The following is a 26539-nucleotide window of genomic DNA, read 5'->3' on the forward strand; positions in this document are numbered from 1 at the left end:
AGAGAGACTGGGCCTTTACAGGGCCGCGTCGCCGGTTTCTCCTGTACGGATACGGATCGACTGCTCCAGCGCCTGCACAAAAATCTTGCCGTCGCCGATCTTGCCGGTACGGGCTGCGCCCTCGATGGCGTCGATGGCGGCATCGACCAGATCGTCGGCAATCGCGGCCTCGATCTTCAGCTTGGGCAGAAAGTCCACCACATACTCGGCACCGCGGTACAGCTCGGTGTGGCCTTTCTGACGGCCAAAGCCCTTGACTTCGGTCACGGTGATGCCTTGAACACCGATTTGGGAAAGAGCTTCACGCACTTCGTCGAGCTTGAAGGGTTTGATGATGGCGATCACCATTTTCATGACGGGCTCCTGAAAAATTAGAAAGTCTTGGAGAGCGTCAGAATCAGACGCGCCTTGTTCACATCGCCGAAGTAGGCCTTCTTGTTGGCGCCGGTCACTGCCGCAGCGGCAGAGAAGCCGTCGCCCAGGTCATAGGCACCACCGACGCTGTAGTCCACATAGTTGGGAACGCCCAGGTCCTTGATGTCGCTGGAGAAATGGGTGTAACCAACTGATGCTTTCAGTGTCACCTTGGGCATCACTTCCTGGCTGTAGGAGAACTGCAGATAACCGGTATTGCGGCCCTTGAGACCCGAGCCCGCCTTGGCGCCGGCCCAGCCGAAGTAGTCCTTGGACACCGTGTGCGAGTACTTGGCCGTGAACGGGCCGTAGGTGCCGGAGCCGTAGATCTCGGTGGTGTTGCCGTTGGCGTTGCCCGAGTACACATAGGTCAGCATGCCCACGTCCCAGTCCACATCGGCAGCCTTGAACTTGTAGCCGCCGTAGAAGTCGGTTTCCAGCGAGTTGCCGGGCAGCCAGTCCACGGAGGAGTTCCAGTTGCCGACGTAGAAGCCGCTGTCGCCGAACGTGTAGTCAAAACCGCCTTGCAGCGCGGGCTTGACGGCCCTGGTACGGCTGGCGTCCTGGTCCTGACCGCGGAACTTGTAGTTGGTGGTCAGGGCAACGTTGGCGGAGAGCTGGGCATGGGCCCACATGGGGGCGACAACGGCGCAGGCCAGGGCGGCAGTCTTGGCGAAAGTCTTGAAACGGCTTGCAGCGGGACTAGGCATTCAGGGTTCCTCCGGTTTGAAAATTTCGTGGCAAAAATCTCGGATGAACTCTCAAAGCACAGACCGTGCCAGTCTCTGCGGTGGCTGCGGCGCGGTTCGCTGCCCAAGGCCCTAGAACAGGCAGCGGGCCATAGCTGCCCGGTACAAAAAGCTACGAATTTTCACAATCACTGAGCGCAACTTTCGCCACCCGGTTTGCGGCCTGAACCGAATGCACCAGGATGGTGCGTTTTTGCAATGCACCGCCATGGCCCGGTTTTTATCCGGTTTTTTGCACCAAACAGGTGATTTGAAAGTGAGTGCATGCTCTCTGTTTGGGCGCGAACGCAAAAAAGCCCATCGCCTGGGCGATGGGCTTGCAGGCAGCGCTCAGCTCAGAAGCTGGCCTGCGGCAGGTCTGCCTTGGTGAACACCAGCGAGACCTTGGCTTCCTCGGGAATCGGCGGCAGCTCCTGATTCCAGTGCTCCCAGGCGCTGCGCAGCTCGGCCAGACGCAGGGGCTCGCGATCACGCAGATTGGCGCGCTCGCGCGGGTCGCTGGTGATGTTGAACAGGTATTCGATGCCCTCGATCTGCAGATATTTCCAGTCGCCGCGTATCAAGGCCTTTTGCTCGCGGTGCTTCATGCGCCAGGCCAGGTCGCGCTCGGGCATCCAGCTTTGATCCTGCATCAGGGGCAGCAGGCTGATGCCGTCCAGCGGATAGTCGGCATGTGCGGCTACGCCCGCTGCAGCCAGGAAGGTGGCCGACCAGTCCATGGTCAGGCTGGGCGTGTCGCAGACGGCGCCGGCCGTCATGCGCGCCGGCCAGCGGGCCAGCAAAGGCACGCGGATGCCGCCTTCGAGCAGGTCCATCTTCTGGCCCACGAAAGGCCAGGTATTGGAGAAGCGCTCGCCGCCGTTGTCGCTGGTGAAGACGATGAGCGTGTTCTCGCTCAGGCCTTTTTCCTCCAGCGCATCCAGCAGCCAGCCTATGCCTTCGTCCATGTGATGGATCATGCGCTGGTAGGTGTCGATGGAGCCGCCGTCGATATGCTTGCCCATGCCTTGCAGGCGCTCGGATTCGGCGCGGTCCTCGCGCGTCAGCCAGGGCCAGTGCGGGGCGCTGTAGTGCAGCGAGAGGTAGAAGGGCTGCTCGGCGCTCTGGCGCTTGACGAAGTCCACCGCGCGGCGGCTCAGCAGATCGGTGAGGTAGCCGTCTTCGGTGTGCGGCTCCTCGTTGATCCAGAAGTCGGGGCGCCCGCGCGGGTCGCAGTGGGCGAAGTAGTCGGCGCCGCCGGCATGAAAGCCGTAGAACTCCTCGTAGCCCGACAGGCGCGGGCCGAAATGCGGCGGGTAGCCCAGATGCCATTTGCCGACCAGGGCCGTGGCGTAGCCGGCATCGCGCAGCAGCGAGGCCACCGTGGGGTGATCGGGCGGCAGACCCAGCACCTTGTCGCCATGCACGCTGGCGATGGGTTCCTCGGCCGCACCGCGCAGGCGGTACTGCCAGCGGCCCGTGGCCAGCGCAAAGCGCGTGGGCGAGCACACCGAGGAGTTGGAGTAGCCGCGTGTGAAGCGCAGGCCCTGGGCGGCCATGGCGTCCAGGCGCGGCGAGACGTCAGTGGCGTTGTTGTGCGCATCGCGCGCACCGGTGCAGCCCAGGTCGGCATAGCCGAGGTCATCGGCCAGGATGAAGATCAGATTGGGGCGGGAGTCGGTCATGAGATAGCGGAGAACATTCAAAAACAGGAGCTTCTATCGATTGTTATGCAAGGATTTTGGATAGATTTGATGCTGAAAATGTTTGGTAACAAGCGATAGCTGCTCCTCAAACATCAGGGCTTGAAGCCCGAGCGCTGAACCACCGGCGCCCATTGCGCGCGGTAGGCCTTGAGCATTTTTTCCGTGTCCTGCGCGCTGCTGACCACGGGCACCAGGTTGGAGGCGGCGAACTTCTGCTGCGTGTCGGCTTCCTTCATCACCTCCTGCACCAGTTGGGACAGGCGTTGCACCGTGGCCGGCGCCATGCTTTGCGGCGCGAACAAGGTGTTCCAGCCCGTGCCGACCAGGTTCACGCCCAGCTCCTTGAGCGTGGGAATGCCGGGTGCCATGCTGCTGCGGCGCTCGCCCGAGGTGGCCAGCACGCGCAGCTTGCCCGCCTCGTGCTGGGCGATCTGGGTGTCTAGAGTGTCCACGGCGATGGGGACCTGCCCGCCCATCAGGTCGGTGAGCAGCGGGCCCGAGCCCTTGTAGCCCACGACCTCGACGGGCACCTTGGCGGTCTCGCCCAGCATCAGCGCGAAAAAGTGCGGCAGGCTGCCCGTGGCCGGCACGCCGAAATTGGCCTGCTGCGGATTGGCCTTGAGCCAGGCCAGCAGATGCGGCAGCTCCTTCACGGGCACGGCGCTGGCCACGGCCAGGCCGAACTCGTAGCGGTTGACCTCGCTGATGGGGCGGAAGTCCTTTTCCGGCTCGTAGCCCGAGTCCGGAAACACCAGCGGCGCGACCACCATCACGGCGGGATTGGCCAGCAGCACGGCGGGCTGGGAGGCGGGCGCGTTCTTCACGTACTGGGCCGACAGGCGGCCGCCTGCGCCGGGCTTGTTTTCCACGATCACCGGGCTGCCGAGGCGGGCCTGCAGCCGGTCGGCCACGATGCGTGCCACGCGGTCGGTGGCGCCGCCGGGCGGATAACCGACCACCATGCGCAGCGGTGTCTTGTTGGGAAACAGTGCATGGCTCTCCTGGGCCTGCAGCGCGCCGCCGCCCAGCAAGCCTGCGCTCAGGCAGAGCCCTGCGGCGAGCTTGCCGAAGATTCTTCTTTGCATCGTCATGTCTCTCCTGGTCTGTGGTCCGCGCCGGTACCGGCTCGCAGATTCACACCATTAATGATTGGAAACCGGGCAGTGTAGGTGGGTTCCGGCACCGGCCTGAAGCGCTCAGATGGCCGGCGCCCGTGCCCGAGGCATCAATCGGGTTTCAGATTGATCTTGCGGGTCAGCGCTTCCCATTTGTCGGAGATCTCGCGCACCCTGGCCTGGGCCTGCTCGGGGCTGCTGCCCACCATCTCGATATCCACGGCCTTGACCCGCTCCTGCTGCTGCGGCGAGCGGATGGCGGCATCCATGGCTGCGAGAAAGCGCTTCTGGATCTCGGCAGGAACGCCCTTGGGAGCCGCCAGCAGCAGCCAGTAAGTGCCGTCGAAATCGGGGTAGCCGGACTCGGCAATCGTGGGCAATGTCGGCAGCAGCGGCGAGCGCGTGCGCCCCGAGGTGGCCAGGGCGGTGACGCGACCGCTCTGGATCTGGGGCAGCACTGTGGGTGCCGCCAGGAAGCCGCAGTTCACCTGGCCGCCCATGAGGTCCTGCATGGCCGGTGCCGGCCCCTTGTAGGGCACATGCACCATTTTCACGCCGGTGCTGGACAGCAGCGACTCCATGACCAGATGACCGGGCGAGCCCGCGCCGCCGGTGGCATAGGTCAGCTCGCGCGACTTGGCGGCCTCCAGCATGTCCTTGACGGACTTGAAGCCGAGGCCGGGGTTGCAGATCAGGGTCTGCGAGAACCTGGCGGCGGCGTTGAGCACCACGATGGCATCGCTGGAATAGCCGATGTTCTTGTAGATATGCTTGTTGACGGTGAGCACCGGGTCCATGGCCCACAGCCAGGTGTAGCCGTCGGCCGGGGCTCGGGCGACCTCGGCCGCACCGATATTGCCATTGGCACCGGCCCGGTTTTCCACGATCACGGCTTGACCTAGTGCCTTTTGCACGGCCGCTGCGAGCGGGCGCACGGCGATGTCGGAAGGGCCGGCGGGCGGCGTGGGAACGATGATGCGTATGGGCTTGGCGGGCCAGTTGTCGGCAGCATGGGATGCCGTCAGAAGCGCGGCGGCCGCCAGCCCGGCCAGAGTGCGGCGGGCGATACGGGTGCAAGGCATGGTGTCTCCTGTCGTTTTCTTTGGAGCCACTGTAAGCAGTGACTCGATAATGGATCTAATCCATCATTCCTAGAGAAAACCCACAAAGACCCATGACCAAGGCGCAGCGCCACCCCTGGCGGCAGCCGTCCGAGCTGGACGATCTGTTCCTCTACCATCTGGCCTGCCTGATGAGCTCGGCCGGGACCATGGTGGTGCGCCTGTGCGAGGGCGGCTTCGGAATCACCCGGCGCGAGTGGCGCATGATCGGCCTGCTGGCCACCAAGGGCGCCATGCAACCCTCCAGGCTCGCGGAGCTGGCGCAGCTCGATCGCACGCGCACCTCGCGCACCATCTCCACGCTGATTGCCAAGGGGCTGCTGCACAAGCAGGGCATGGCCGGCGACGGGCGCCAGGCCATGGTGCAGCTGACGGACGCCGGGCTGGCGCTGCACACCCAGCTGTTTCCGCAGATACAGGCGATCAACCAGGAGCTGCTCGGCGACGTCAGCGATGCCGAGCTTGAGGTGTTGTCCCAGGTGTTCGAGCGCGTGCGCAATCGGGCGGCGCTCATGCAGGAGCAGGGCAGCTTTCCCAAGGCCGAGCGCCGCCGTGGCCGGGCTGCCGGCAGGCAGCCTGCCCGTGACGACGACGCCGCCGGCTGACGGCCTGTGCACACCCCTATTGCCTGTTTGAGCCGCTGGCGCATACGCTAGGCCCTACAGTCCGGCTTGAAGGGGAGGAGCGTGATGGGTCTGGCACTGGTTCAAAGTCGTGCACTGCTGGGCTTGCAGGCACCGGCTGTCACGGTGGAGGTCCATCTGGCCAACGGACTGCCTTCGTTCACCCTGGTGGGTCTGGCGGATGTGGAGGTCAAGGAGGCCCGCGAGCGCGTGCGCGCAGCCATCGTCAATGCGGGGCTGGAGTTCCCGAACAATCAGCGCATCACGGTCAATCTGGCTCCGGCGGATCTGCCCAAGGATTCAGGCCGCTTTGATCTGCCGATAGCGCTGGGCATTTTGGCGGCCAGCGGGCAGATCGATGCACAGCGGCTCGCCGATTATGAGTTTGCAGGAGAGCTGTCGCTGACCGGTGCCCTGCGCCCGGTACGCGGCGCCCTGGCTACTGCGCTGGCCCTGCAGCGTCAGCAGCAGCGCGTGCGGCTGGTGCTGCCGCCAGACAGTGCGCTGGAGGCCGCCTTTGTGCCGGCCATCGAAGTCTTCGGCGCCGCGCATCTGCTGGATGTGGTCAGGCAGTTCATCGCGCATGACGCCACCCTGTCGGAGCAGGGCGATGACGTGGAGGGCTGGCAGCGGGTGCACTCCAGACCTGCTGAAGCTTCTTTGCCGTCGCTGGATCTGCGCGAGGTGCGCGGCCAGATGCAGGCCAAGCGCGCGCTTGAAATTGCAGCTGCCGGCGCTCACGGTGTGCTGATGATCGGCCCTCCTGGTTCGGGGAAATCCATGCTGGCCCAGCGCTTTGCGGGTTTGCTGCCAGGCATGACCGATGAGGAAGCGCTCGAAGCCGCCGCCATTGCCAGCCTCAGCGGTCGTTTCACGCCGCAGCTGTGGCGCCAGCGGCCATTTGCCGCTCCTCATCACACGGCCAGTTCCATCGCGTTGGTCGGCGGCGGCTCTCCGCCCCGGCCCGGCGAAATCTCCTATGCCCATTGCGGGGCGCTTTTCCTGGATGAGCTGCCCGAGTTCGCGCGCAGCGCCCTGGAGGCTCTGCGAGAGCCGCTGGAGACCGGGCGCATCACCATCGTGCGGGCCGTGCAGAGGGCGGAGTTTCCGGCCCGTTTTCAGCTGGTGGCAGCCATGAACCCCTGCCCCTGCGGTTACTGGGGCTCGCGCATCAGGGCCTGCCGCTGCTCGCCCGATCAGGTGGCACGTTATCAGGCACGCATCAGCGGTCCCTTGCTGGACCGTATCGATCTGCATGTGGAGGTGGCGGCACTGTCGCCCGAGGAGTTGCTGGCAGCGCCCGAAGGGGAGAGCAGCGCTGCCGTGCAGCAACGCGTGAGCGCGGCCAGGGACAAGGCCTTGCAGCGTCAGGGCCTGCCCAATCATCAGTTGCAGGGGGCACAGCTCGACACGCATCTGCAACTGGAGCCCGAGGCGCTGACCTTTGCCCACAAGGCTGCAGCGCGCCTTGGCTGGTCGGCGCGCGGCACGCACCGGGCGTTGAAGGTGGCGCGAACCATTGCCGATCTGGCGGACTCGGATGCCATCACGCAAACCCATCTGGCCGAGGCATTGCAGTACCGCCGCGCGCTGATGCAGCCGTGATGTCCTGCCGCTCTCAGGCGGCAAGAGCCAGCGCCACGGGCTGTGCCCGTGTGGCCTGCGGATTGACACCCAGTACCTGCGCAAATGCATGCAGTGCCGGCGACCAGCCTTGTACGGCAGCGGTCACAAAACAGGTGTCGACAAAGGCCAGCTCCTGTCCGCTCCTGCCGGGAAGAGTCATCCAATGCACGCCAAAGCGCTGCTGCTGGGCCTCGACCAGCGAGCGCGACAGCAGCGCATAGCCCATGCCGGCAGCCACGCAGCCGAGGATGGTGTCCAGCATGCCCAGCTCCATGATGCGTACCGCCGTCACCCCCATGGAGGCCATCAGCAGCTCGATCCGCTGGCGGTAGCTGCAGCCCTGGCGAAAGGCCAGAAACACGGAGCTGCTGAACTCTGCTGCGGTGGGGAAGCGCGTCAGCGGCTGTCCGCTGACCAGCACCAGCTCTTCACGAAATACCGGCCAGGATTGCAGCTCGTTTTGTGGTGCGGCACCGTTGATGAAGGCACAGTCGATGTGACCGGCCGCCAGCTCCATCAGCAATGCGGCGCTGGGCTGGGCGTCCAGCTCCAGGTCGATACCCGGATGCTGCCTGCGCAACTCGGCCAGCAGTGGCGGCAGACGCAGTGCGGCCGTGGTTTCCATCGAACCTATGCGCAAGGCGCCCTTGACCTGGCCGGCTGCAAATTGCCGGGCCTGCAGCATGGCCAGCACCCGGTCATGCGACTGCAGCATCTGCCGCGCAGATTCCAGCAGCGTGCGTCCGGCCGGAGTGGGAAAGACCGGGTTGGCTCGCATCAGCAGCTGCACGCCTGCTTCGTCCTCGAGCTTTTTGATATGGGCCGTGACATTGGATTGCACGGTGTGCAGAAGCTGGGCTGCGGCACCAAAGCTGCCGCTTTCGCAGACGGCTTCGAACATGCGCAGGGATTTGAGTTGCATATGCGGCTCCAATATCTTGAATTGAGATGCAAGTCATCATTTTGAATCATTGGACATGATCGAGTCGCAGCGTTTAGGCTTGATGCCAATTTCCCTCCATAACCCGAGCTGTGATCGAACGCAAAGAACTTCCCCTGCTGTTGACCGGCTTCATGGCCACCCTGAGCGGCGTCGGCCTGGCTCGTTTCGCCTATACGGCGCTGATGCCGCAGATGGTGCATGCGGGCTGGTTCAGCGGCGAGCAGGTGGCTTATCTGGGGGCCGCCAATCTGCTCGGCTATCTGATCGGGGCTTTGGTCGCCGCGCCGCTGGCCGAGCGCATGGGCGCGCTGCGCGTGCTGGTGATCTGCTGGGTGGCCGTGATGCTGAGCTTTGCAGGCTGCAGCCTGCCCCAGCCCATGGCCCTGTTCTTTGTCTGGCGGCTGGTCTCGGGCATTGCCGGTGCCGCGCTGATGGTGCTGGGCCCGTCGGTGGCCATGGCTGCAGCAGCGCCGCAGCGCCGTGCCACGCTGGGCCCGCTGATGTTCTGCGGCATTGGCGTGGGCGCCTTGCTGGCCGCCACGCTGGTGCCCATGTTTGCGCGCAGCAGCCTGAGCGCCGTCTGGTGGGCGTTGACGGCGCTGTCTGCGCTGGCGCTTTATAGCGGCTGGCATGCTGCGCGCCAGATCCCGCTGCATGCACCGGTGGCTATCCAGCCCACGGCGGTCGCAGCCTCCAGCACAACGCCGTGGAGCCTGGCGGTGATTCTGGTGCTGGTCGCCTATGCCTGCGACGCCTTCGGCTTTGTGCCGCACACCGTGTTCTGGGTGGACTACCTGGATCGCGAGCTGCAGCTGGGCGGCGCCTATGCCTCGACGCAATGGGCATTCTTCGGGCTTGGCGCGATGGTCGGGCCGCTGTGTGCGGCCTACTGTGCCACGCGCTGGGGCTGGTGGGGTACGACCACGGGCGCCTATGCCCTCAAGGCCGTGGCCATCGGCCTGCCGCTGGCCTGGGCCGGTTTCGGCGGCCATGCGCTGTCGGGCTTTCTGGTGGGGGCGCTGTCGCCGGGCATGGCAGCCATCACATCGGGCTATCTGATGCAGCTGATCGGCCCCGGCCAGCACAAGAAAATGTGGGGCTACGCCACGGCGGCATTTGCGCTGTTGCAGGCCAGCTCCGGCTATCTGATGGCATTCGTCTACGCCAGCAGCGGCAGCTATCGCCAACTGTTCGTGCTGGGCTGCGCGGCGCTGGGGCTGGGCGCGCTACTGGTGGCCTCAAGCCGCCTGGCCCGCACTGCGCAATGATCAGGATCGAGAAGTGACAACCGGGAGACGCACGATGAGCAAACTACCTTTGTGGATGACAGGCCTGGGTCTGCAGCATCCCATCATTCAGGCCCCGATGGCCGGGACCTCGACCCCGCAACTGGCGGCTGCCGTGAGCAATGCATACGCCCTGGGTTCGGTCGGCATAGGCGCCTACGGCCTTGAGCAGGCGCGCCAGCACATCGAGCAGACGCGTGCGCTGACCGATCGCCCCTTCAACGTCAACCTCTTCTGTCATCGTGCGCCGGTAGCAGATGCCGAGCGCGAAGCGCAGTGGCTGCGCTATCTGGCGCCGGAGTTCGAGCGCTACGGCGCGTCCGTGCCGTCTGGCCTGCGCTGCATCTACGAGTCAGCGCTGGGCAATGCGCGGTTGCAGGCCATGCTGCTGGAGCTGCGCCCTGCCGTGGTGAGCTTTCATTTCGGCCTGCCGGAGCAGAGCTTTGTCGATGCCTTGCGCGCCGCCGGCATCACCACGCTGGCCTGTGCCACCAGTCTCGACGAGGCGCGCCAGATCGAGCAGGCCGGGGTGGATGTGATCGTGGCCCAGGGCATGGAGGCGGGCGGCCATCGCGGCGCTTTCGTGCCCGAGCAGGACAGACTGATGGGGACTTTGGCGCTGGTGCGGCTGCTGGCGCGCGAGTCCCGCCTGCCCGTGGTCGCCGCTGGCGGCATCATGGACGGCGCAGGCATCGCTGCCGCTTTGCAGCTCGGAGCCTGCGCCGTACAGATGGGTACGGCCTTCATCCTCTGCCCCGAATCCGCAGCCAGCCAGGCCTACCGCGCCGAGCTGCAAGGCGACAGCGCGCAGCACACGGCTATCACCGCCGCCATTTCCGGGCGTCCTGCGCGCGGCATGTTCAACCGTCTGCACCAACTGGGACGGGACTATACGGGAGCGCTGCCCGCCTATCCCATGGTGTATGACGCGGGCAAGGCGCTGCACCAGGCAGCCAGCGCGCAGGGCAGCAGCGACTATGCCGCGCACTGGGCCGGGCAGGGCGCACCGCTGGCTCGCGCCATGCCAGCGGCCGAGCTCGTGCGCACGCTGGCGCAGGAGCTGGAGCAGGCGGAGCACGCCTGAGCGGGCTGGAGCGGATATTCTGTGCGCCTGGAGCAACCATCTGATTTGATAGCTGTCATCGCTTGTAATGCATAAGATCTGGATTGTTTACGCCAAGATTTGAATACTGACTCGCGATGACTGCTATGGTTTTAGCTGTTGCAGCGAATGACCGATGCATCCTTTGAAGCGAACAGACGTCGCACCGCATCGGCGCGCCGCGTCAGCACCGCGCGCTGGTTGACGTAGCCCTTGTCGGTGATCTCTCCGGCCTCCGCGTCCGGCGGATCGGCCAGCACCAGCGCACAGCCGGGGCTTTGCGAGCTGCCCGCGCCTGCGTCGCGCTGCTCGTGCATCACGCGGCGCAGTGCCTGTGCCAGGGTTTCGGGGGCGGCAGCGCCTGCGGGCGTGGCAAACACCAGCAGACCCAGCTCGTCGCGGTCGTGGCCTGCGATGACGATGTCCTGTACCCATGGCGCCAGGCGCGACACCAGTTCCACGCGCAGCGTTCCCACCGAGACCCAGGTGCCGCTGGAGAGCTTGAAGTCCTCGGCCACGCGGCCGTTGAAGATGACGCCGCGCTCGGGCCGCTGCTCGTCCACGACGAAGCCTGCGTCGCCGATGCGGTAATAACCTTCCTCGTCGAAGGCCGCAGCCGTTTCGCGCGGTGCGTCGCGGTAGCCGGGGAAAACCGACACGCCCTTCACGCGCATTTCCTGCTTGTTGCCGTTGGGCACGAACTTGAGCTCCAGCCCGGGCAGCGGCGCACCTATGCAGCCTGCGCCGTCGAGCTGCCAGTGGGCCGAGGTGATCGCGGGCGAGGTCTCGGTGCAGCCCCAGGACGTGGTCAGCCACAGGGGGCGGCCCGGGCGCACGCGCTGGGCCACTGCCTCCAGCCGCTTCCAGGTCGAGGGGGCCAGCGCCGCAGCTGCGTAGAAGGCCAGGCGAAGGCGCGAGAGCATGTCCGCCGCCAGCGCGTCGTCGGCCTCCATCAGCGGCAGCACCATGTCGAAGCCGCGCGGCACGTTGAACCACAGCGTGGGGCGGACTTCGCGCAGATTGCGCACCGTCTTCTCGATCAGACCCGGTGCGGGCCGGCCCTCGTCGATGTAGAGCGTGCCGCCGTGCGCCAGTACCAGATGCAGGTTGTGGTTGCCGCCGAAGGTGTGGCTCCAGGGAAGCCAGTCCACGAGCACGGGCTTTTCCTGCTCCAGGAAGCGCCAGGTCTGCGCCATTTGCTGCTGGTTGGCGCACAGCATGCGGTGCGTGTTGATGACGACCTTGGGCGTGCCTGTGGAGCCCGAGGTCAGCAGGTATTTGGCATGCGTGTCGGGCGCGATGGCCTCATAGGCGGTGCGCACGGCGGCCGTCTCGGGTCTGGCCATGAGCGCCTCGAAATCCAGCCCGCCAGGCCAGTGCTGTGCATGTGCGCTGAAGACGCAGGGCGTGCGGGTTTCGCAGGCCGCCAGCGCCGGTCCGTACAGGCGCGCGTCCGATGCGTAGATCAGCGCGGGCTGCAGCACCTGGAGCATCTGGCGCAGCCGTCCGAAGTCGCGCGCCGTGCGCGAGTAGGCACTGGACAGCGAGCAGGCTGCCCGGCCCACGTGCATGGCGGCCAGCATCAGCACCGCGTGATCGATGGCGTTGTCCGACAGGATGACCACAGGGCCGGGGGGCAGATCCAGGTCCAGCAGCCCCTGGGCCGTGCGTCCCACGGCCTCGCGCAGCTCGCCCCAGCTCAGCATGCGCCAGCCGCCGCTGCCGTCGGGCGTGCGCTCGGCCAGGGCCGGCGCCTCGGGGGTCTCGCGCGCCCAGCGTTCCAGCCACTCGCCCACGCAACGTGCATAGGGCTTGAGCGCCACGGGCGATCGCAGCACGAAGCTGCCGTCGTCGAGATCGATGCGCAGGCTTCGCGGCGGGGCCACCTGCTGCGGATCGGACAGGAAGTCTATGGCTTGCATGCATGCTCCTTTATGTGGGCTCAGAACAGCGAGCCCTGGGCCTTGGCACGTATCAGGTCGGCCAGCAACTCGTCGCGCGTGCGCTCCAGCTCCTCCTCGCGGCGCATGCCGCGCGCCTCTGCCACGCCCTGCACCACATGAGCCTTGAGCGCCTCTGTCATGGCCGGATTGCCAAGATCGCGCCACCAGCTTTCGATGGGGCCGCCCAGGTGCTCCAGCAGATGCTGCATGCCGCCCTGTCCGCCAGACAGATGCAGGTTCATGAATGGCCCCATCAGCGCCCAGCGCAGGCCGGGGCCGTGGGCGATGGCCGTGTCGATGTCGCTGACGCTGGCCACCCCCTGGTCAACAAGGTGAAAAGCCTCGCGCCACAGCGCGGCCTGCAGGCGGTTGGCGATGTGGCCAGCGATCTCGCGCCGCACATGAATGGGGCGCTTGCCCAGCGCTGCGTAGAAGTCCGTGGCGCGCTGGATGCTGTCTGGCGAGGTGGCATCGCCACCACCCACTTCCACCAGCGGAATCAGGTGCGGCGGATTGAAGGGATGGCCCAGAACCACGCGCTGCGGCGTCTTGCAGCGTGCCTGCATGCCGCTGACCGGCAGACCCGAGCTGCTGCTGGCCAGCAGTACCCGGGGTGGTGTGGCCGCGTCCATGCGCGCATAGAGGTCAGCCTTGAAGTCGGCGCGCTCGGGGCCGCTTTCCTGCACGAAGTCGCAGCCGTCCAGCGCACGCTCAAGTTCGGCGTCGAAGCGCAGGCGTTCGAGCGAAGCTCCATCCACCAGCCCCATGCGTTGCATGGTCGGCCAGTGGCGCTGCACCGCTTCGCGCAGGCGCTGCTCGGCGCCGGGTGCTGGATCGGTGGCCGTCACATCCAGGCCGCGCGCCAGGAAGAACGCTGCCCAACTGGCACCGATCACGCCGGTGCCGACCACGGCCACGCGCCGTATCACGGGTGCGGCTGCGCTCATGATGTCTTCCATTGCGCGCAGCGCGTCTCGGCGCGTGTGGTCCAGGCGGCCTCGCCCCGGATGGTCTCGACCACCTTGTAGTAGTCCCAGGGCTCTCTGGATTCGGCCGGCGTCTTCACCTGCATCAGATGCATGTCATGCACCATCAGGCCGTCGGCGCGCAGCCAGCCATCCTTGACGAACATGTCGTTGAAACGGGTCTTCCTGAGCTGTTCCATCACCTTGGTGCCATCGTCCGTGCCCGCGGCCTGCACGGCCTTGAGGTACTGCAGCGTGGCGGAGTAGTCGCCCGCATGGAATGAGGTTGGCATGCGCTTGTGCTTGTCGAAGAAGCGCCGCGCCCATGCGCTGGCCTCGGGGCTCTGGTTCCAGTACCAGCTGTCGGTCAGATACATGCCCTGTGCTGTCTTCAGGCCCAGGGCGTGCACGTCCTGAATGGTGATGATCATGCCCGCGAGCTTCATCTTCTGCGCCAGCCCGAATTCCGCCGCCGACTTGATGGCGTTGACCGTGTCGCCGCCTGCGTTGGCCAGGGCCAGTACATCGGGCTTGGCCGCCAGAGCCTGCAGCATGAAGGACGAGAAGTCGCTGGCGCCCAGCGGGTGCTTGACCGCACCGGCCACGTTGCCGCTGCCGGCTTCGAGCACTTTGGCGGCATCGGCCTGAAGCGCATTGCCGAAGGCATAGTCGGCCGTCACGAAGAACCAGCGCTTGCCGCCGCTCTTGAGCACGGCGCTGGCCGTTCCGCGCGCCATGGCCACCGTGTCGTAGGCATACATGACCGTGTAGGGCGAACACTGCTCGTTGGTGAGGCTGGAAGCACCCGAGCCGACCACGAAATAGGGCTTGCGCTTATCGCGTGCCACGCCCGCCATGGCAATGGCTGCGCCCGAGTTCACGCCACCGATCAGCATGTCGAAGCGCTCCACGTCGAACCATTGGCGCGCCTTGGCTGCGGCGATATCAGCCTTGTTCTGGTGGTCGGCCGCCACAAGCTCGATCTTCTTGCCGTTGATGGCTCCGCCCATGTCGGCGATGGCCATGCGTATGGCCTCTGCGCCTGCCGGTCCGTCGTAGTCGCGGTATACGCCCGACATGTCGCTGATGAAGCCTATGCGTATCACATCGTCCGAAATCTGAGCTGCTGCCGTGGCCGCACCGGCCAGCGTCACGGCGCCGGCCAGGGCCTTGCATGTGAAGTTCATGATGCTGTCTCCTCGTTGTTGTGCGAACTGTGCTGCGTCGTGTGCTGCTCAGGCAGCCTGTGCCATGGCGGCGGGCGCGAACGCGGGCAGCGGCATGCCGCCGCGTTGCAGCCCCATGATCTGACGCGCTTCCTCGGGTGTGGCGGGCTCCATGTCGAGCTCGCGGATCAGGCGCACGATGCGCTCCGTCAGCTGCACATTGGTGGCCAGCTCGCCCTGGCGGTAGTAGAGGTTGTCCTCCAGGCCCACACGCGCATGGCCGCCCAGCAGCAGCGCAGCCACATTGGCCTCCAGCTGTGAGGGGCCGATGCCGCTGACGCAGAAGATGCTGTTGGCGGGCAGAACGTCCACCATCTGCTGCAGATAGCGCGGCGAGAACGGCATGGCGTTCTGGAAGTTGCGGTGGACGTTCATCACCAGGTTGATGAAGTGCGGTGCGGCATCGTGGTCTTCCTCGATCAGCGTGGTCACGTCCTGCAGGATATGGGTGTGTGCGAAGACTTCCCACTCTGGCTTGATGCCGCGTGCCTTCATGCCTACGGCCAGCTCGCGGCCCCGGGACAGCGGCGTGTCCATGAGGATCTCGCGCCCGCCGAAGCTCAGGTTCAGCGTGGTCGCATCCAGCGTGCACATCTCGGCGCCTGCGTCCATGCCCTTGATGCGTTCCTCCCAGGCGATTTCCCAGCGCCCGCCCTGCAGCTCGCGCACCATGTCGCCGTGCACGCCACCACCCGTGGAGTTGTTGATCACGATGTCGCAGCCCGCAGCGCGGATGCGGGTGTTGATGTCGCGGTAGATGTCGGCATTGCAGGTGGCGCCGTCGTCGGGGCGGCGCGCATGGATGGCGGCCACGCTGGCGCCCGCATTGCAGCAGCGCACCACGTCCTCGGCGATCTCGTCCGGCTGGGTAGGGAGATGGGGGTTCTGCGATTTGTGGGCCATGCCGCCCGTGGGGGCAATGGTCACGATCACCTTGCGCTTGCTCATGGCGTCTCCTGATGCGTGGGGTTGGGTCGTCAGCTATTATTTTTTTCACCCCTGCACGAATCAGTCGTTGCGATGACATTTGACCTCGGGGTAAGTACGCAAGGAGCTTCACCATCGCCCGCCATCACCGCTCAACGGCCGCGGCCCGTCCCACCCTCGACGAACTGCTCTCCGGCTCGGCCTGGTTTCCCGTGCTCGACGTTGCCGTGCGCGAACGCGTGCGTGCCGAGATGCGCGAGGTGGACCTGCCCGCGGGCACTGCACTGTGCCGCATGGGCGATGCGCCCCGACACTGGTATGGCGCCATCGAAGGGCTGCTCAAATGGTCGGTGAGCAGTGCCGACGGCCGCTCGGTCACGCTGGGAGGTCTGTCGGTGGGCAGCTGGTTCGGCGAGGGAACGGTGCTGCGCGGAGTGGCGCGCACGGCGGACGTGATCGCTCTGCGAGACAGCCGCGTGGCCTTGATGCCTGCCGAGGTCTTTGAATGGCTGCGCGGCAGCGAGCGCAGCTTCGAAGCCTTTTTGCTGCGTCAGATCAACGAGCGCATGCACTGGTTCCTGGGCAACTTTGCGGCCCACCATCTGCTCGATACCGACAGTCAGGTGGCGCGTGCACTGGTAGGCCTGTTCCACCCCTGGCTGCATCCGGGAAGCGACCCGCGCCTGCGGGTGTCCCAGGAGGAGATCGCCAACCTCTCTGGCCTGTCGCGCCAGCGCTGCAACGCAGCGCTGCGGCGCCTGGCGGCGGCCGGCCAGATAGAGATCGAATACGGCGGCATCACCGTCATCGACCTGCCGCGGCTGCGATCACGCGTGCTCGCAGCTGCGTCGTTCTAGCGGCCAGATTCGCTCTGCGTCACGTTGCTCTCGCCGTGCTCATGGTAGGCAGCGATGGCGTCCATCAGTTCCTGCAGCTGGGCCGATACCTGCTGCTCCTCGCGCACCAACATATAGCGGGGGCGCACTGCCCAGGCGTCGGTCAGCGGCACGCGGCAGACGCGCGGCAGGCCGCGGTAGCGCTGGGCCACGGTCTCGGGAACCACGGCCACGCCCACGCCTGCCGCGACCATGCGGCACATCGAGTCGAAGCTGGACAACTGTATGCGCAGCTTCAGCGTGGTGCCCAGTTGCTGGCTCAGCCGCTCCAGAAAGGTCTGCAGCGTGCTGCCGCGGTGCATGCCCACAAAGCGCTCGTGCAGCACATCGGCAAAGGCCACGCTGCTCATGTCCGCCCAGCGCGCTGTGTCGGGGGTCACCAGCACCAGCCGGTCGGTGCTGAAATGCAGCACGCGCAGGCCGTGCGTGTCCACCTCGCCAGCCACGATGCCCAGGTCGGCGCGGCCGTCGCGGATGTCGGCGGCAATGCCGGCATTGGGGTGCTCCTGCAGATCCACGCTGATGTGCGGGTGCTGGGTGAGGTAGGCCGCAAGTATGTCGGGCATGAACTCCGTCACGGCCGTGGTGTTGGCGAATACGCGCACATGGCCGCGCAGGCCCGCGCCGTACTCCTGCAGGTCGGCTTGCAATTGCTGCGAATGCTGCAGCATGGCGCGCGCATGGTGCAAAAAGGCCTCGCCGGGTGCCGACAGTTTTACCCCTCTAGCCTCTCGTATCAGCAAAGGCATGCCGGCCTGCTCCTCCAGTGCCTTGACACGTGCGCTGGTGGCTGCAAGCGATAGGTGAGATTGTTCAGAAGCCCTTGTCAGGCTTCCTGTCTGTGCTATCAAAACAAAGAGTCTTAAATCCTTGAGATCGAATTGCATGGCGGCTCATGGTTTATACCAATCAAGTCAAGGCTTCGGAAAAACAAAAGGCTTGATTCCAATATCAGAGATTGTGCACAGAGCTGGCGCCAGCGAGCATAGGGCTATCAACCCCAAAAGAGGAGACAGTCGCCGTGCCAGTCCGATCAGCCCCGCCCTCCACTCCAGCGGTATCGCGCCGCAGCCTCTGCGCCGGCGCCCTGCTGACTCTGGGCCTGCCGACCTGGGCGCAGACCTCCTATCCCGCCCGCCCCATCGTGCTGGTGGTGCCCCAGGCAGCGGGCGGAACCAATGACATCGTGGGCCGTATCGTGGCGCAGAAACTGGGCGAGAAGCTGTCCGTGGGCACGGTGGTCGAGAACCGTCCCGGTGCGGGTGGCAACATCGGTACCCAGGCCGTGGCCAAGGCCGCCAGGGACGGCCATACATTGCTGATGACCATCAGCAGCAGCCAGGCCATCAATCCCGCACTCTACAAGTCGCCGGGCTTCGATCCGGTGGGCGACTTCACGCCGGTGAGCATGATCGGCGCCGTGCCCAATGTGCTGCTGGCCCATCCATCATTTCCTGCCCGGACTGTTCCCGAGCTGCTGGCCCTGGCCAGGTCCAAGCCCGGTGAATTGCAATATGCATCGGCAGGCAACGGTACGCTCAACCACCTGCTGGGCGAGATGCTTAACCAGATGGCCGGCGTGCAGCTGCAGCATGTCCCCTACAAGGGCGTGGCGCCGGCACTTAACGATGTGCTGGGCGGGCAGCTGCCGCTGCTGTTCGGCAGCCTGCCGTCCACGCTGCAGTACATCAAGTCGGGCAAGCTGCGGGCACTGGCGGTCAGCAGTGCAGCGCGCTCGCCCTTGCTGCCCGACGTGCCCTCGCTGGGTGAGTTCGTGCCCGGCTACAACGGCACGCTGTGGATTGCCCTGTTCGCGCCACGCGGCCTGCCGCCTGCGGTGATGAGCCGGCTGCGCGAAGGCATGCAGCAGGCCATGGCGGACAAGGACATGCGCGCCCAGTTGCAGGCCCAGGGCGTGGAGCTTGCGGGCACGCCAGAGCGTCAAGTCACGCCCGACGAGCTGGCTGCCGTCCTCAAGCAGGACATCGCCAAATGGGCGCATATCGTGAAGACCTCCGGCGCCACGGTGAACTGAATCTCTTCCAGCACTTCCATCCATGCACCCGAACACTGTCCAGATCGACGCAGCCGCGCTGACCAAGCTCCAGTCTTGGCAGGAGCGCAGCGAGACCATGTCAGACATCATCACCGCCGCCCCGCTGAGTGCCCTGTCGGCCACGCTGGACCGGGATGACCCTGCTCCCGCACACGGTACGCCGGTGGCGCCGCTGTGGCACTGGCTGTATTTCCTGCCGCATGCGCGCCAGAGCGAGATCGGCCCCGACGGGCATCCCCGGCGCGGCGGCTTCCTGCCGCCCGTGCCGCTGCCGCGCCGCATGTGGGCGGGCGGGCGGCTGCGCTGGGAAGCGGGCAATCCGCTGCGTGTGGGGCAGCAAGTGCAGCGCGTCTCCACCATCCGCAGCGTGCAGCACAAGACCGGACGCTCGGGCGAGTTGCTGTTCGTGCTGGTGGAACACCGGTTCTCGAACCAGGACGGTCTGGCGCTGACTGAAGAGCACGACATCGTCTACCGGGCCGCTGCAAGGCGCGGCGACCCGGTGCCGCCACCGCAGCAGCCGCCGCTCGCGGGCCAGGCTGCCTGGTCGCGCACCATCGTGCCCGATGACGTTCTGCTGTTTCGCTACTCGGCGCTGACCTTCAACGGCCACCGCATCCACTACGACCGCCGGTACGTGACCCAGGTCGAGGGCTACCCGGGCCTGATCGTGCATGGTCCGCTGATTGCCATGCTGCTGCTCGATCTGCTGCGCCGCCAGGTGCAGGGCGCCAGGGTGGTCGCGTTCGACTTCAAGGCCTTGCGACCGACCTTCGACCTGCATCCTTTCAGCGTGCACGGAAAGCCGCGCGAGGACGGCAGGACCATCGACCTGTGGGCGCAGGACCACGAAGGGCTTCTGACCATGCAGGCCACGGCCACAGTGGCTTGAAGACTGAAACCCATAGCTGATAGCGCTTGCTGGACAAGCGTTTGTCGCCAGAAGGCTTGAAATGATCGAACACACCAGCTCCAACAACCACCATGAGATCCGCGATGCCATCCGTGCGCTGTGTGCGGAGTTTCCCGACGAGTATTTCCGCAAGATCGACGAGCAGCGCGTCTACCCCGAAGCCTTCGTCAACGCGCTCACGCAGGCAGGCTGGCTGGCCGCGCTGATTCCGCAGGAGTACGGCGGCAGCGGCCTGGGCCTGACCGAGGCCAGCGTCATCATGGAGGAAATCAACCGCTGCGGCGGCAACTCGGGCGCCTGCCACGGCCAGATGTACAACATGGGCACACTGCTGCGCCATGGCTCGCCTGCGCAGAAGGAGAAATACCTGCCGCGCATCGCCTCGGGCGAATGGCGGCTGCAGTCCATGGGTGTCACAGAGCCCACCACGGGCACGGACACCACCAAGATCAAGACTAGCGCCGTGAAAAAGGACGGGCGCTATGTGATCAACGGCCAGAAGGTCTGGATCAGCCGCATCCAGCACAGCGACTTCATGATCTTGCTGGCGCGCACCACGCCGCTGGCAGAAGTGAAGAAGAAAAGCGAGGGCATGTCCATCTTCATGGTCGATCTGCGCGAGGCCGAGAAGAAGGGAATGACCGTGCGCCCCATCCTCAATATGGTCAACCACGAGACCAACGAGCTGTTCTTCGAGGATCTGGAAATTCCCGAGGAGAACCTGATTGGCGAGGAAGGAAAGGGCTTCAAGTACATCCTCGACGGCCTGAACGCCGAGCGCACGCTGATCGCGGCCGAGTGCATAGGCGACGGCTACTGGTTCCTGGACCGTGTGACGAATTACGTGAAGGACCGCCAGGTGTTCGGCCGTCCCATCGGCCAGAACCAGGGCGTGCAGTTCCCGATCGCCGATGCCTTCATCGAGGTCGAGGCTGCCAATCTCATGCGCTGGAAGGCCTGCGAACTGTTCGACGCGCGAGAGTCCATGGGCGCTCAGGCCAATATGGCCAAGTATCTTGCGGCCAAGGCCAGCTGGGAGGCCGCCAATGCCTGCATCCAGTTCCACGGTGGCTTCGGCTTTGCCTGCGAGTACGACGTGGAGCGCAAGTTCCGCGAAACCCGCCTCTATCAGGTGGCGCCGATCTCCACCAACCTGATCTATTCCTATGTGGCCGAGCACCTGCTGGGTCTGCCACGTTCGTTTTGAAATGGAAGACCCCCTGAGTCGCTTCGCGCCTTCCCCCTGAAAGGGGGCATACGGGCGGCCGGCGACAGCCCGCTGCGGGGCGGTGCGGCCGGCCCAGGCCCTTGCTTGCTGACCCTGGCTTTGAGCGCGCCAGTTGTTCGGGTCGTGAGTTTCGCCAAAGTGCAATGGATTTCCAAGATGAAAAAACATAGTCTTCGCCCCCTCGACGGCATCACCGTCGTTTCGCTGGAACATGCGGTGGCTGCGCCTTTCTGCACCCGCCAGCTCGCCGATCTGGGTGCGCGCGTGATCAAGGTGGAGCGACCCGGTGCGGGCGACTTTGCGCGTGGCTACGACCAGCGCGTCAACGGCCAGTCCTCGCACTTCACCTGGATCAACCGCAGCAAGCAAAGCCTGGCGCTCGATCTCAAGCGGCCCGACGCACTGGAGGCTCTGATGCAACTGCTCGAAGGCGCCGACGTGCTGGTGCAGAACCTGGCGCCCGGCGCGGCCGCGCGCATGGGTCTGTCCTGGGAGGTGCTGAAGGCCCACAACCCCAGGCTCATCGTCTGCGACATCAGCGGCTATGGCGCCGACGGTCCCTACCGCGACAAGAAGGCCTACGACCTGCTGATCCAGAGCGAGGCGGGGTTTCTCTCGGTCACGGGCACGGAGCAGGTTCCGTCCAAGGCCGGCATCTCGGTGGCCGACATCGCGGCCGGGATGTACGCCTACACCAATATTCTTTCGGCCCTGCTGCTGCGAGGCCGTACGGGCGAGGGCAGCCATATCGACGTCTCCATGCTGGAGGCGCTGGGCGAGTGGATGGGTTACCCCATGTACTACGCCTGGGACGGCGCGCCGCCGCCGCCGCGCACGGGCGCATCGCATGCCAGCATCTACCCCTATGGCCCCTTCGAGGCAGGCGACGGCGGCACGGTGATGCTGGGCCTGCAGAACGAGCGCGAATGGAAGCTTTTCTGCGAGCAGGTGCTGCTGCAGCCTGCGCTGGCCAGTGATGCTCGTTTCGACAGCAATGCGCAGCGCAACGCCAACCGCGAGGAGCTGCGAGCGCTGATTCTGGATGTGTTCAACGCGCTGGATGCGGCCCAGGTCGTGCAGCGGCTGGACGCGGCAGGCATTGCCAATGCGCGAGTCAACGACATGGCGGGTCTGTGGGCCCATCCGCAGCTGGCCGCACGCCAGCGCTGGTGCAGTGTGGGAACGCCGGCCGGGCCGGTGCAGGCACTGCTGCCGCCCGGTGCCAACAGCGCCTTTGACTACCGCATGGAGGCTGTGCCCTCCGTAGGCGAGCACAGTGCGGCCATCCTGGCCGAGCTGGGCTGGTCGGCCGAGCGCATCCGTGCTCTGTACGCCGAAGAAGCAACTCTGTGAAAGCTGTGCGCAGCGTATGCGCGGGAGTGATTCCATGAAGAACGAGACCCAAGTGAGCATTCATCCGCTGGCCCGGTTCGCGGCCACGCTGTGCTGGGAGGGTGTCCCGCTGCAGGTGCAGCGCCGCGCCGAGGATCTGTGGGTGGACTGGTTCGGCTCCGCTCTCGCAGGCCAGAACGCGCGCCCCGTGCAGAGCATCACGCGCTTTGCTCTGTCCCAGGGGCCGGCCGCGGGCCCCTGCGAGATACTGGGCAGTGCCGCAACCAGCTCACCGCTGATGGCGGCCCAGGCCAACGCCGCTGCTTCGCATGTGGCCGAGCAGGACGATGTGCACAACGGCTCGGTGTTCCACCCTGCGGCCGTGGTCTTCCCGCCCGCGCTGGCGGTGGCGCAGAGCCTTGGTGCCAGCGGCGTCGAGCTTATGCAGGCCTGTGTGGCCGGCTATGAAGTCGGCATCCGGGTGGGCGAGTTTCTGGGCCGCAGCCACTACCGCATCTTCCACACTACGGCCACGGCAGGCACGCTGGCGGCGGCTGCCGCCGTGGGTCGTCTGCTCAAGCTGACACCCGAGCAGATGCAGCATGCCTTCGGCTCGGCCGGCACGCAGTCGGCGGGGCTGTGGGAGTTTCTGCGCACAGGCGCCGACAGCAAGCAGCTGCACACGGCGCATGCTGCCTCAGCAGGACTGACGGCCGCCTTCCTGGCGCAGGACGGCTTCACGGGCGCGCAGGACATCTTCACGGGGCCGCAGGGACTGGCTGCAGGCATGTCCACGGATGCCGACCCGGCACGGCTCAGTGATGGACTGGGCACACGCTGGGCCACGGCCGAGACCTCGTTCAAATGGCATGCCTCATGCCGCCACACCCACCCGGCCGCCGATGCGCTGCTGCAGGTCATGCAGGACCATGACCTGATCCCCGCCGACCTGGCCCAGGTCACCTGCCATGTGCACCAGGGCGCCATCGATGTACTGGGCCCCGTGGTCAGGCCGAGCACCGTGCACCAGAGCAAGTTCTCCATGGGCACCGTGCTGGCGCTGGCGGCGCGTCACGGTCATGCGGGGCTGACGGAGTTCGACCGCGACTATCTGGCACAGGAAACCGTGGAGCTGCGCGACAAGGTGAGCATGGAGCTTGATGCCGAGGTCGACGCGGCCTATCCCCGACGCTGGATAGGCAAGGTCAGCGTGCAGACCACGGATGGCCGTTTGCTCAAGGGCCGTGTCGACGAACCCAAGGGCGACCCCGGCAACACGCTGTCGCGCGAGGAAATCACGGCCAAGGCGCTGCGGCTGATTGCCTATGGCGGCCATGTGCCCGCCGAGCGCGCCCAGGCAGCGGTGGCAAGGCTGTGGCAGGTCGCGCAATGGCCGCGCGTGCAGCGCCTGTTGGACTGAGTTTTCCCGCCGGCCCCGGCCGGCGGATCCAAGGGAAAGGCTCCGTCACAGAGCGCCTCCCGCTTCCACCAAAGTGCACAGGAGACAAACCATGCAAAGCACAAACCCTTTCCGCCGCCGCCTTGTTCACGCAGCGGCCGCCGCCTGCGCGCTGGCGGCATGCGCCGGCGCCCAAGCCAGTTCCTGGCCGGAGAAGCCGGTTGTCCTTGTCGTTCCCTACAGTGCGGGCGGACCTACCGACGTGGTGGCGCGCCTGCTGGCCATCCCCATGGGACAGGTGCTGGGCCAGAGCGTGCTGGTGGAAAACACCGTGGGAGCGGGCGGCACCATCGCACCGGCCCGCGTAGCCAAGGCCAAGGCGGACGGCTACACCATCCTCATCCACCACATGGGCATGGCCACGGCGCCGGCGCTGTACAAAAAGCTGCCCTACGACCCGCTCAAGGACTTCGAGTACATCGGTCAGGTGCTGGACGTCCCCATGACCCTGCTGTCGCGCAAGGACTTCCCGGCCAGCAACTTCGCCGAGCTGCTGGACTACGTGAGGAAGAACCAGGACAAGGTCTCTCTGGCCAATGCTGGCATCGGTGCCGTGTCCCAGTTGTGCGGCATGCTGTTCATGCACCAGGCGGGCGTCAAGCTCACCACCGTGCCCTACAAGGGCGCGGGCCCGGCCATGAACGACCTCATGGGCGGTCAGGTGGACTTGCTGTGCGACCAGACCACCCAGACCGTGCCCGTGATCAAGGACGGCCAGCGAGCAAAGGTCTTCGGCGTGACCACGCCCAAGCGTCTGTCGTCCCTGCCCAGCATTCCGACGCTGGACGAGCAGGGCCTCAAGGGCTTTGACGTCAAGGTCTGGCACGGCATGTACGCGCCCAAGGGTACGCCCAGGGAGGTGGTCATGGCCATCAACAAGGCGCTGAACGTGGCCATCAAGGACGAGAACGTCAAGAAGCGAATTGCCGAACTCAGCTCTGACCTGGTGACGCCTGAGAAGGCCACGCCCGAAGGCCTGCGCACCCACCTGCAGGCCGAGGTCGCGCGCTGGGACAAGGTCATCAAGGCGGCCGGCGTCTCGGCCGAATAAGCACTCCCGCAAGGACATACGCATGCACGATCTGGCACGACAGGCCACCTCCTTTCTTTTCATTCCTGCCACGCGCCCCGAGCGCCTTGGAAAGGCCATGGGCAGCGGTGCCGACATGGTGATCGCCGACTGGGAGGACGCCGTGGCACCGGCCGACAAGGAGGGCGCGCGCCAGGCGCTGGCCCAGGCCGTGGAAGCGCTGGAAGGCGCGCAGCGCGCACGCCTGCTGGTGCGCATCAACGCGGAAGGAACACCCTGGCATGCCGAGGACCTGCGTGCGCTGGCGCAACTGGTGGAGATGGGCGTGGCCGGTGCAGTGGTTTCCAAGGCAGAGCGTGCCCAGACCCTGCATGCGGTGGCCCGGGCTGCTGGAGCGCAGGCGGCCTTGCTGCCTCTGATCGAGAGCGTGGCCGGACTGGACGCCGCTGCTGCTCTGGCTGCCGCTCCTCAGGTGGTGCGGCTGGCCTTCGGCCATCTGGACTTCCAGGTCGATGCAGGCATGGCCTGCGGCCAGGACGAAGAGGAGCTGCTGCCCGTGCGCATGGCCCTGGTCCTGGCCTCGCGCCGCGCCGGCATTGGCGCGGTCGTGGACGGCGTGACCGTAGACATGTTCAACCCCGAGCGCCTGGCACTGGACGCGACGCGCGCCAGGCGCATGGGCTTTGGCGGCAAGCTGTGCATTCACCCGGCCCAGGTGCAGCCGCTGCACGCTGTCTTCGACCCCGACACCGCTGCAGTGACCCAGGCGCAGCGCCTGCGCCAGGCACTGGCCGAGGCCGGCGGCGGTGTCTGCGTTCTGGACGGCCGCATGGTCGATGCGCCCGTGCTCCATATGGCGCAGCAGACACTGGCCCGCCACGCCTGGGCTCTGCAGCGCATGCATCGCAATACATAGTCTTATCGGACGTTGCCGGGTGCCGTGGTTTGCTCCAGATTCATTCTGCTTCAAGACACAAAGGAAAGAGCATGAACCAGGCTTTGGTATGTGTGGTGACGGGGGCCAGCCGTGGCGTGGGTCGGGGAGTGGCGCTGGCGCTGGGCGCGTCGGGGGCCACCGTCTATGTCACCGGGCGCAGTGTGAAGGAGGGCGACTCGCCCTTGCCCGGCACGGTGGGCAGGACGGCCGCCGATGTGACGGCTGCCGGCGGCCAGGGCATTGCCGTGGCCTGTGATCATGGCGATGATGGCCAGGTAGCGGCGCTGTTCGAGCGCGTGCGCCGCGAGCATGGCCGGCTCGATATTTTGGTCAATTGTGCGATTGCGATTCCCGATCCGTTGACCGTACCCGGCCCCTTCTGGCAGAAGCCGCTGGAGATGACCGGGCTGCTCGATGTGGGTCTGCGTTCCACCTACGTGGCCAGTCATTGCGCGGCCGGCCTGCTGATCGCGGCGCGCGGCCTGGTGGTCAATATCTCGTCGGCAGGCAGCCGCTGCTATATGCATGGGCCGGCTTATGGCGCGGGCAAGGCCGGCACGGACAAGATGAGCTTCGACATGGCCCACGATTTCAAGCCTGCCGGCGTGAGCGTGGTCTCGCTCTGGCCCGGACTGGTCAGGACCGAACGTTCCGAACGCGTCTGCGCGGCCGAACCCGACAAATACGGCGACAGCTTCGACAGCGCCGAAACGCCGCAATTCATAGGTCGGGTGGTACTGGCCTTGCATGGCGATGCCGACTGCCTGGAAAAGCGCTCCGGCGGCGTGTTCTATACGGCCGAGCTGGCCAGCGAGTACGGCGTGCAGGATATCGATGGCGCGCAGCCTGCGTCGCCGCGCGCCTACTTCGGCGCGCCACCGGAGTTCAGTCCGGTGGTGGTCGAATAGGTCGGTGCACTGACTGCACGCAAGAGCAGGGCCGTTGTGGCGACTACACTGCGGC

Annotated in this window: 24 protein-coding genes; 13 read left to right on the plus strand and 11 right to left on the minus strand. The window is 65.9% G+C overall.

The annotated features are described in order from the left end of the window. Nucleotides 1-15: 15 nt before the first annotated feature. The 5 genes from glnK to MPZ60_RS01030 all read right to left on the minus strand — a co-directional run bounded on the left by glnK (nucleotide 16) and on the right by MPZ60_RS01030 (nucleotide 5045). Nucleotides 16-354 carry a P-II family nitrogen regulator gene (glnK, locus tag MPZ60_RS01010; RefSeq protein ID WP_003059648.1) on the minus strand — a complete coding sequence of 113 codons (339 nt, stop codon included), beginning with the start codon at nucleotides 352-354 and terminating at the stop codon, nucleotides 16-18. A gap of 17 nt (nucleotides 355-371) precedes the next feature. After that, a complete protein-coding gene (locus MPZ60_RS01015) occupies nucleotides 372-1124 on the minus strand; it encodes a TorF family putative porin (RefSeq protein WP_052057548.1) in 753 nt (250 codons plus the stop codon). 374 nt (nucleotides 1125-1498) lie between these two features. Next, nucleotides 1499-2827 carry a sulfatase gene (locus tag MPZ60_RS01020; RefSeq protein ID WP_034351426.1) on the minus strand — a complete coding sequence of 443 codons (1329 nt, stop codon included), beginning with the start codon at nucleotides 2825-2827 and terminating at the stop codon, nucleotides 1499-1501. 113 nt (nucleotides 2828-2940) lie between these two features. Next, entirely contained in the window at nucleotides 2941-3933 is a 993-nt protein-coding gene (locus MPZ60_RS01025) for a Bug family tripartite tricarboxylate transporter substrate binding protein (RefSeq protein ID WP_034351428.1), read from the minus strand. 140 nt (nucleotides 3934-4073) lie between these two features. Further along, the gene (locus tag MPZ60_RS01030) at nucleotides 4074-5045 is read right to left on the minus strand and encodes a tripartite tricarboxylate transporter substrate binding protein (protein WP_012836691.1); all 972 of its coding nucleotides are present in this window, start codon (nucleotides 5043-5045) and stop codon (nucleotides 4074-4076) included. Between the two features lie 92 nt (nucleotides 5046-5137). Between MPZ60_RS01030 and MPZ60_RS01035 the strand changes: the two genes are divergently transcribed. Both MPZ60_RS01035 and MPZ60_RS01040 read left to right on the plus strand, forming a co-directional pair. After that, nucleotides 5138-5689: a MarR family winged helix-turn-helix transcriptional regulator gene (locus tag MPZ60_RS01035; protein WP_034351431.1), complete on the plus strand. Its 552-nt coding sequence runs from the start codon at nucleotides 5138-5140 to the stop codon at nucleotides 5687-5689. A gap of 84 nt (nucleotides 5690-5773) precedes the next feature. Then, complete coding sequence (locus MPZ60_RS01040; RefSeq protein WP_242881948.1) at nucleotides 5774-7312, plus strand: YifB family Mg chelatase-like AAA ATPase; 1539 nt, start codon at nucleotides 5774-5776, stop codon at nucleotides 7310-7312. A gap of 13 nt (nucleotides 7313-7325) precedes the next feature. Here the strand turns inward: MPZ60_RS01040 and MPZ60_RS01045 are convergent, their stop codons facing one another. Continuing rightward, a complete protein-coding gene (locus MPZ60_RS01045) occupies nucleotides 7326-8255 on the minus strand; it encodes a LysR substrate-binding domain-containing protein (protein ID WP_034351607.1) in 930 nt (309 codons plus the stop codon). A 110-nt stretch (nucleotides 8256-8365) separates the two neighbouring features. Here MPZ60_RS01045 and MPZ60_RS01050 point away from each other — a divergent pair, with 110 nt between their 5' ends. Together MPZ60_RS01050 and MPZ60_RS01055 are read left to right on the plus strand one after the other, a co-directional pair. Beyond that, complete coding sequence (locus tag MPZ60_RS01050; protein ID WP_034351451.1) at nucleotides 8366-9544, plus strand: YbfB/YjiJ family MFS transporter; 1179 nt, start codon at nucleotides 8366-8368, stop codon at nucleotides 9542-9544. Nucleotides 9545-9578: 34 nt separating this feature from the next. Beyond that, nucleotides 9579-10646 (plus strand): nitronate monooxygenase family protein, encoded by a 1068-nt coding sequence (locus tag MPZ60_RS01055; protein ID WP_034351452.1) that lies wholly within the window; start codon nucleotides 9579-9581, stop codon nucleotides 10644-10646. A 131-nt stretch (nucleotides 10647-10777) separates the two neighbouring features. Here the strand turns inward: MPZ60_RS01055 and MPZ60_RS01060 are convergent, their stop codons facing one another. The 4 genes from MPZ60_RS01060 to MPZ60_RS01075 are packed head-to-tail and all read right to left on the minus strand — an operon-like array spanning nucleotide 10778 to nucleotide 15746. Then, nucleotides 10778-12586 carry a feruloyl-CoA synthase gene (locus MPZ60_RS01060; RefSeq protein ID WP_034351453.1) on the minus strand — a complete coding sequence of 603 codons (1809 nt, stop codon included), beginning with the start codon at nucleotides 12584-12586 and terminating at the stop codon, nucleotides 10778-10780. 20 nt (nucleotides 12587-12606) lie between these two features. After that, complete coding sequence (locus MPZ60_RS01065; RefSeq protein WP_034351454.1) at nucleotides 12607-13554, minus strand: 3-hydroxyacyl-CoA dehydrogenase NAD-binding domain-containing protein; 948 nt, start codon at nucleotides 13552-13554, stop codon at nucleotides 12607-12609. Beyond that, entirely contained in the window at nucleotides 13551-14759 is a 1209-nt protein-coding gene (locus MPZ60_RS01070) for an ABC transporter substrate-binding protein (RefSeq protein ID WP_012836699.1), read from the minus strand. The genes MPZ60_RS01065 and MPZ60_RS01070 overlap by 4 nt, the downstream gene beginning before the upstream one ends. A gap of 48 nt (nucleotides 14760-14807) precedes the next feature. Then, nucleotides 14808-15746, minus strand: a complete 939-nt coding sequence (locus tag MPZ60_RS01075) for a 3-keto-5-aminohexanoate cleavage protein (protein ID WP_034351455.1) — start codon at nucleotides 15744-15746, stop codon at nucleotides 14808-14810. A 191-nt stretch (nucleotides 15747-15937) separates the two neighbouring features. Here MPZ60_RS01075 and MPZ60_RS01080 point away from each other — a divergent pair, with 191 nt between their 5' ends. Beyond that, nucleotides 15938-16582 (plus strand): Crp/Fnr family transcriptional regulator, encoded by a 645-nt coding sequence (locus tag MPZ60_RS01080; protein ID WP_012836701.1) that lies wholly within the window; start codon nucleotides 15938-15940, stop codon nucleotides 16580-16582. Here the strand turns inward: MPZ60_RS01080 and MPZ60_RS01085 are convergent. Further along, nucleotides 16579-17508, minus strand: a complete 930-nt coding sequence (locus MPZ60_RS01085; RefSeq protein ID WP_034351458.1) for a LysR substrate-binding domain-containing protein — start codon at nucleotides 17506-17508, stop codon at nucleotides 16579-16581. The two genes, MPZ60_RS01080 and MPZ60_RS01085, sit on opposite strands and share 4 nt — an antisense overlap. 134 nt (nucleotides 17509-17642) lie before the next feature. Between MPZ60_RS01085 and MPZ60_RS01090 the strand changes: the two genes are divergently transcribed. From MPZ60_RS01090 to MPZ60_RS01125, 8 genes are all read left to right on the plus strand, one after another. After that, nucleotides 17643-18656, plus strand: coding sequence for a tripartite tricarboxylate transporter substrate binding protein (locus tag MPZ60_RS01090; RefSeq protein WP_034351461.1), 1014 nt, complete (start codon nucleotides 17643-17645; stop codon nucleotides 18654-18656). A gap of 22 nt (nucleotides 18657-18678) precedes the next feature. Further along, nucleotides 18679-19569 carry a MaoC family dehydratase N-terminal domain-containing protein gene (locus MPZ60_RS01095; protein ID WP_034351463.1) on the plus strand — a complete coding sequence of 297 codons (891 nt, stop codon included), beginning with the start codon at nucleotides 18679-18681 and terminating at the stop codon, nucleotides 19567-19569. 61 nt (nucleotides 19570-19630) lie between these two features. Next, nucleotides 19631-20797, plus strand: coding sequence for an acyl-CoA dehydrogenase family protein (locus tag MPZ60_RS01100; protein ID WP_034351465.1), 1167 nt, complete (start codon nucleotides 19631-19633; stop codon nucleotides 20795-20797). A 177-nt stretch (nucleotides 20798-20974) separates the two neighbouring features. Further along, nucleotides 20975-22171, plus strand: coding sequence for a CaiB/BaiF CoA-transferase family protein (locus MPZ60_RS01105; RefSeq protein ID WP_034351609.1), 1197 nt, complete (start codon nucleotides 20975-20977; stop codon nucleotides 22169-22171). A gap of 34 nt (nucleotides 22172-22205) precedes the next feature. Next, nucleotides 22206-23570 (plus strand): MmgE/PrpD family protein, encoded by a 1365-nt coding sequence (locus MPZ60_RS01110; protein WP_034351467.1) that lies wholly within the window; start codon nucleotides 22206-22208, stop codon nucleotides 23568-23570. Nucleotides 23571-23661: 91 nt separating this feature from the next. Next, complete coding sequence (locus MPZ60_RS01115) at nucleotides 23662-24660, plus strand: tripartite tricarboxylate transporter substrate binding protein BugD (RefSeq protein WP_034351468.1); 999 nt, start codon at nucleotides 23662-23664, stop codon at nucleotides 24658-24660. A gap of 22 nt (nucleotides 24661-24682) precedes the next feature. After that, nucleotides 24683-25555, plus strand: a complete 873-nt coding sequence (locus MPZ60_RS01120; RefSeq protein WP_034351470.1) for a CoA ester lyase — start codon at nucleotides 24683-24685, stop codon at nucleotides 25553-25555. 71 nt (nucleotides 25556-25626) lie between these two features. Next, entirely contained in the window at nucleotides 25627-26484 is an 858-nt protein-coding gene (locus MPZ60_RS01125) for an SDR family NAD(P)-dependent oxidoreductase (protein ID WP_034351472.1), read from the plus strand. The last annotated feature ends 55 nt before the right edge of the window (nucleotides 26485-26539 follow it).

The sequence above is a fragment of the Comamonas sp. 7D-2 genome, assembly GCF_022749555.1.
GTDB lineage: Bacteria > Pseudomonadota > Gammaproteobacteria > Burkholderiales > Burkholderiaceae_C > Comamonas > Comamonas thiooxydans.

Bases quoted from the DNA above. Each gene is read 5' to 3' on its own strand.
- MPZ60_RS01120 (WP_034351470.1), top strand. From the start codon at position 24,683: ATGCACGATCTGGCACGACAGGCCACCTCCTTTCTTTTCATTCCTGCC.
- MPZ60_RS01040 (WP_242881948.1), top strand. From the start codon at position 5,774: ATGGGTCTGGCACTGGTTCAAAGTCGTGCACTGCTGGGCTTGCAGGCA.
- MPZ60_RS01025 (WP_034351428.1), bottom strand. From the start codon at position 3,933: ATGCAAAGAAGAATCTTCGGCAAGCTCGCCGCAGGGCTCTGCCTGAGC.
- MPZ60_RS01035 (WP_034351431.1), top strand. From the start codon at position 5,138: ATGACCAAGGCGCAGCGCCACCCCTGGCGGCAGCCGTCCGAGCTGGAC.
- MPZ60_RS01095 (WP_034351463.1), top strand. From the start codon at position 18,679: ATGCACCCGAACACTGTCCAGATCGACGCAGCCGCGCTGACCAAGCTC.
- MPZ60_RS01075 (WP_034351455.1), bottom strand. From the start codon at position 15,746: ATGAGCAAGCGCAAGGTGATCGTGACCATTGCCCCCACGGGCGGCATG.
- MPZ60_RS01055 (WP_034351452.1), top strand. From the start codon at position 9,579: ATGAGCAAACTACCTTTGTGGATGACAGGCCTGGGTCTGCAGCATCCC.
- MPZ60_RS01125 (WP_034351472.1), top strand. From the start codon at position 25,627: ATGAACCAGGCTTTGGTATGTGTGGTGACGGGGGCCAGCCGTGGCGTG.
- MPZ60_RS01085 (WP_034351458.1), bottom strand. From the start codon at position 17,508: ATGCAATTCGATCTCAAGGATTTAAGACTCTTTGTTTTGATAGCACAG.
- glnK (WP_003059648.1), bottom strand. From the start codon at position 354: ATGAAAATGGTGATCGCCATCATCAAACCCTTCAAGCTCGACGAAGTG.
- MPZ60_RS01015 (WP_052057548.1), bottom strand. From the start codon at position 1,124: ATGCCTAGTCCCGCTGCAAGCCGTTTCAAGACTTTCGCCAAGACTGCC.
- MPZ60_RS01045 (WP_034351607.1), bottom strand. From the start codon at position 8,255: ATGCAACTCAAATCCCTGCGCATGTTCGAAGCCGTCTGCGAAAGCGGC.
- MPZ60_RS01065 (WP_034351454.1), bottom strand. From the start codon at position 13,554: ATGAGCGCAGCCGCACCCGTGATACGGCGCGTGGCCGTGGTCGGCACC.
- MPZ60_RS01020 (WP_034351426.1), bottom strand. From the start codon at position 2,827: ATGACCGACTCCCGCCCCAATCTGATCTTCATCCTGGCCGATGACCTC.
- MPZ60_RS01115 (WP_034351468.1), top strand. From the start codon at position 23,662: ATGCAAAGCACAAACCCTTTCCGCCGCCGCCTTGTTCACGCAGCGGCC.
- MPZ60_RS01030 (WP_012836691.1), bottom strand. From the start codon at position 5,045: ATGCCTTGCACCCGTATCGCCCGCCGCACTCTGGCCGGGCTGGCGGCC.
- MPZ60_RS01110 (WP_034351467.1), top strand. From the start codon at position 22,206: ATGAAGAACGAGACCCAAGTGAGCATTCATCCGCTGGCCCGGTTCGCG.
- MPZ60_RS01070 (WP_012836699.1), bottom strand. From the start codon at position 14,759: ATGAACTTCACATGCAAGGCCCTGGCCGGCGCCGTGACGCTGGCCGGT.
- MPZ60_RS01100 (WP_034351465.1), top strand. From the start codon at position 19,631: ATGATCGAACACACCAGCTCCAACAACCACCATGAGATCCGCGATGCC.
- MPZ60_RS01060 (WP_034351453.1), bottom strand. From the start codon at position 12,586: ATGCAAGCCATAGACTTCCTGTCCGATCCGCAGCAGGTGGCCCCGCCG.
- MPZ60_RS01105 (WP_034351609.1), top strand. From the start codon at position 20,975: ATGAAAAAACATAGTCTTCGCCCCCTCGACGGCATCACCGTCGTTTCG.